This is a genomic window from Christiangramia qingdaonensis (assembly GCF_048381525.1).
Taxonomy (GTDB): Bacteria; Bacteroidota; Bacteroidia; order Flavobacteriales; family Flavobacteriaceae; genus Christiangramia.
In genome coordinates this window covers 1-5,024 of the sequence record NZ_JBLWIM010000019.1, presented here as the reverse complement: position 1 = coordinate 5,024, position 5,024 = coordinate 1, and the positions used below count along the sequence as shown (strand labels likewise).

The following is a 5,024-nucleotide window of genomic DNA, read 5'->3' as shown; positions in this document are numbered from 1 at the left end:
ACCAGGCTGAAATTGCATGGTTATACATACGAAGATATTACCACAATTATCAGCCCGATGGCTTCCAATGCTAAAGAAGCTATTGGATCCATGGGAACCGATATTCCACTGGCAGTACTTTCAGACAAACCTCAATTATTATTCAACTATTTCAAACAATTATTCGCCCAGGTTACCAATCCGCCTCTGGATGGAATCCGGGAAGAAATCGTTACAGATATTAGTCTAACTATTGGTGAGGACATCAATCTATTTGATATCGTTCCGGAACAGGCTAAAAAACTAAAAATTCAGAATCCGGTTATTTCCAATGAAGATCTTGATAAGATCAAATATATCGACTATCCAGGCTTTAAGGCTAAGAGTATTTCTATGCTTTATTCCGCGGAAAAAGGAATGAATGGTCTCGAAGACCGGCTGGAAGAAATGATCGTAGAGATCAAAGAGGCTGTGGATGATGGCTGTAATGTAATTATTCTGTCAGATAGAAATGTGGATAAAAGCCTGGCGCCAATCCCATCTCTTCTAGCCTGCTCATTTGTTCATCATAGAGTGAAGGATTATAACCGAAGATCCAGTTTTGGAATTGTTATCGAATCTGCTGAACCTCGTGAGCCTCATCATTTTGCAGCTCTCTTTGGATATGGAGCTAGCGCCATCAACCCATACATGGTGAATGAGATCATTTACGACCTGGTAGAAAGGAAAGAGATCAACATTGAAGACCCTGAAATTGCGGTAGAAAACTTCAACGTTGCTATTGGAAAGGGAATCATCAAGATCATGAATAAGATTGGGATCTCTACTTTACTTTCCTATCGTGGATCTCAGATTTTCGAAATACTGGGACTCAATAAGAAATTCGTTAATAAATACTTCTGTAATACTCCAACCAGGATCGAAGGGATAGGTTTGTATGAAGTAGAAAAGGAAATTCAGAAACGATTCAAACATGCTTTTTTCCCACCGGAAACAGATTCAGATCTTGATCTTGAAATAGGTGGGGATTATCGCTGGAGAAGAAATGGTGAGCGCCACGTCTTCAATCCAGCCAGCGTTGCAAAACTACAACAGGCGGTCAAGCAAAATAGTTATGATACTTATACTGAATATTCAAAAATAATTAATGAGCAGACTGAAAGGTTGATGACCATTAGAGGGATGTTCAAATTCAAGGAACTGAATCCAATTCCTATCGAAGAAGTAGAGCCGTGGACAGAAATTGTAAAACGTTTTAAGACCGGTGCTATGTCTTTTGGTTCCATAAGTAAGGAAGCACACGAGAATCTGGCAGTTGCTATGAACCGGATTAAAGGAAAAAGTAATTCTGGAGAAGGAGGTGAAGATCCCGGTCGTTTCCAGAAGGATATTGATGGAAACTGGAGAAATTCAGCTATAAAACAGGTTGCCTCAGGGAGATTTGGAGTAAGTATTGACTATCTAACCAATGCCCGGGAAATTCAGATAAAGATGGCTCAGGGTGCAAAACCCGGTGAAGGAGGACAATTACCTGGTCCAAAAGTAAATCCCGACATTGCTAAAACAAGAAATTCTACACCTTATGTGGGATTGATCTCTCCTCCACCCCATCATGATATTTATTCAATTGAAGATCTCGCACAACTTATTTTTGACCTTAAAAACGCAAACCGTGATGCAAGAATTAACGTAAAACTGGTTTCTAAAATTGGTGTTGGTACTATTGCCGCAGGTGTGGCAAAAGCAAAAGCAGATGTAGTTCTGATATCTGGATATGATGGAGGGACAGGAGCTTCTCCGCTTACCTCGCTAAGACACGCAGGATTGCCCTGGGAACTTGGTATTGCGGAAGCCCAGCAGACATTATTACTGAATAATTTAAGAAGTAGGATCGTGGTTGAATGTGACGGACAATTAAAAACAGGCCGTGACGTAGCTATCGCATGTTTACTGGGAGCTGAAGAATTTGGTTTTTCCACCGCACCATTGGTAGCATCTGGATGTATCATGATGCGGGCCTGTCATTTAAATACCTGCCCTGTGGGGATTGCCACGCAGGATCCTGAATTGAGGAAGAATTTTAAAGGCACACCGGAAAATGTGATCAACTTCATGTATTTCATAGCGCAGGAATTGCGAGAGATCATGGCCCAGCTAGGATATCGAAGCATTAGTGAAATGGTAGGTCAGTGCCAGAAACTTGACATGAATAAAGCGATCAAACACTATAAAGCACAGGGAATAGACCTCTCAAACATCCTACACAAGCCGAACTTGAGTGAACAGGTTCCACTATCAAATACTGAGAAGCAACTACACAACCTGGAAGGTGTTCTAGATTTTGATATTCTGAAGCATGCTCACCCGGCAATCTATCGAAAAGAACAGGTAACACTGGAATATCCTATTGATAATACTAACCGTACAACGGGAGCCATCATTAGTAATGAGATATCGAAAATTCATGGTGCAAACGGACTACCTCCAAACACCTTGACTTTGAATTTTAAAGGATCTGCAGGACAAAGTTTTGGTGCATTCGCCGCTCGCGGACTAAACTTAAATATTGAGGGTAACTCTAATGATTACTTCGGAAAAGGCCTTTCTGGCGCAGTTCTATCTATACGGAAACCAAAAGAAGCAACCTTCGCTTCACACGAAAATGTCATCATTGGAAACGTTGCTTTATATGGCGCAACCGCTGGTGAAGCTTATATCAACGGTATAGGCGGAGAACGTTTTTGCGTTCGGAATTCAGGAGCAAAGGCCGTGATCGAAGGAATTGGTGATCATGGATGTGAATATATGACCGGAGGAATTGCAGTTATTCTTGGAGGAATAGGTAGAAACTTTGCAGCAGGTATGAGTGGCGGAACAGCTTATATCTACGATCCTGATCATAAAATAGATCGAAATAAGTTCAATATGGAAATGATCGAATTCGAAGAACTTTCCGAAGAAAATATTGCGGAAATAGAAGATTTGATCGTAAAGCATTATCAATACACAGAAAGTGATGTAGCTCGAGAAATATTGAATAATTGGGAGTCCAGTTCTGCAGGCTTCATAAAGATCATGCCTACAGAATACAAGAAGGCTTTACAGAAAATGAAAGAAAATAACGAGCAAACTCTTAAAACGGCGTAAGGTATGGGAGAGATTAGAGGATTTTTAGAATACGAAAGAAAAGATGAGGATACGATACTACCTCAGGACAGGATAAAGAATTATAATGAATTTCAGAAAGAGCTACCAACAGAGGAACTCAAAAAGCAGGGAGGTAGATGCATGGATTGCGGAATACCATTCTGTCATTCAGGTTGCCCATTAGGTAACTTGATCCCGGACTTTAACCATGCTGTTTACAGGAATGAATGGCAAAAAGCTCTCACTATTTTGCATGCAACAAACAATTTTCCGGAGTTTACAGGTAGATTATGTCCAGCACCTTGCGAATCGGCGTGCGTATTAGGAATTATAGAGCCCCCTGTAGCGATTGAGATGATTGAGAAGTATATTGTAGAGAGAGGCTTTAAAGAAGGCTGGATAAAACCTGAAATTCCTGCAGTGAGAACTGGTAAAAAAGTTGCTGTCATTGGAAGCGGACCTGCTGGACTGGCCGCCGCTCAGCAATTAAACAGAGCAGGTCATGAAGTTACAGTTTTAGAACGTGGGGCGAAACCAGGCGGACTTTTACGTTATGGGATACCTGACTTTAAATTAGAGAAGAAGATAATAGATCGAAGATTGGAAATTCTCGAAGCTGAAGGTATCATATTTAAAACAGAAACTGAGGTTGGAAATAATTACGACATAGAGGAACTGGAGACATTTGATGCCGTCGTTCTTTGCGGAGGTGCTACGGAAAAAAGGAAATTGCCCATCCCAGGATCTGATGCCGAGGGCGTTGTGCAGGCAATGGACTTCCTCACTCATAACAACCAGCATATTGATGGATTGCATGACCTGGATAGCAAGTATAACGCTAATGGAAGGAATGTGATTGTTATTGGTGGTGGAGATACAGGATCAGATTGCGTTGGAACATCTAATAGACAACGAGCAAACTCGGTAATTAATTTCGAGATCATGCCATTACCTCCAAAACACCGTACAAAAGACAATCCATGGCCTTACTGGCCTTTTACAATGAAGACAAGTTCATCCCACGAAGAAGGTGTAGAAAGAAACTGGAGCATACAAACCAAAGAATTTATCAAGGATGAGAATGGTAAACTGAAAGCTCTAAAAACAGTTGAAGTAGAATGGATCAAAAGACCAGGTTCCAGACCAGAACTTAAAGAATTAGAGGGATCTGAAAAAGACTGGCCTTGTGATCTCGCACTACTCTCTCTTGGTTTCACCGGACCAGAGAAATCACTGGCTGAGAAAATGGGACTGGAAATAGATGAAAGAACTAATATTAAAGGAAGTAAAACCTATACTACTAATAAGAAACATGTATTTGTTGCCGGAGATATGCGTAGAGGGCAATCATTAATTGTCTGGGCAATTTCAGAAGGTCGCGAAGCTGCACATCATGTAGATAAATTCCTGATGGGTAAATCAAAATTACCTGTGAAAGGAGAGGGAGATCTACCTCAAGTTTAGGACAGGTATAAACTAAGACTTATAATACAAAAGCAGCCAATCGGCTGCTTTTGTATTATAGAAAGGTTACTGGCAATCGATTCAATAGAAAACTTCTCTTGTATTATTGTATTGGGCGATTGATCAAGTCACTTAAGTAATCGACACTTCAACTTTGTATATTCCAGAAAATATGAATCCAAAGAGGAATTACGATAGTTTAAAGCGATATATAGTTTTCTAGGATATACAAAGTTGTGTTTTTTGAATAATAATAAACCTGCTGTTTCATTACACTGTTTAAATCCCCTAGTTGAATCCAAAGTGTTATCCAATCCTTGCCTTTATTGCATAAAAAAACCCTTCATCGATATGATGAAGGGTTTTAAAGAAGAAGGCGGCGACATACTCTCCCACAATACAGCAGTACCATCTGCGCTAACGGGCTTAACTAC

At 40.4% G+C, this 5,024-nt stretch carries 3 protein-coding genes; all 3 read left to right on the top strand.

Annotation, left to right across the window (positions count from 1 at the left end):
• Positions 1 to 3,126: glutamate synthase large subunit (gltB, locus tag ACNI3T_RS15030; protein ID WP_418228522.1), on the top strand; the 3,126-nt coding region annotated here is incomplete at its 5' end.
• 3 nt (positions 3,127 to 3,129) lie between these two features.
• A complete protein-coding gene (locus ACNI3T_RS15025; protein WP_418228521.1) occupies positions 3,130 to 4,590 on the top strand; it encodes a glutamate synthase subunit beta in 1,461 nt (486 codons plus the stop codon).
• 243 nt (positions 4,591 to 4,833) lie between these two features.
• Positions 4,834 to 5,024 (top strand): hypothetical protein (locus ACNI3T_RS15020; protein ID WP_418228520.1); only part of this gene is annotated, 191 nt, incomplete at its 3' end.

Coding starts and splice junctions, on each gene's coding strand:
- ACNI3T_RS15025 (WP_418228521.1), top strand. CDS start 3,130: ATGGGAGAGATTAGAGGATTTTTAGAATACGAAAGAAAAGATGAGGAT.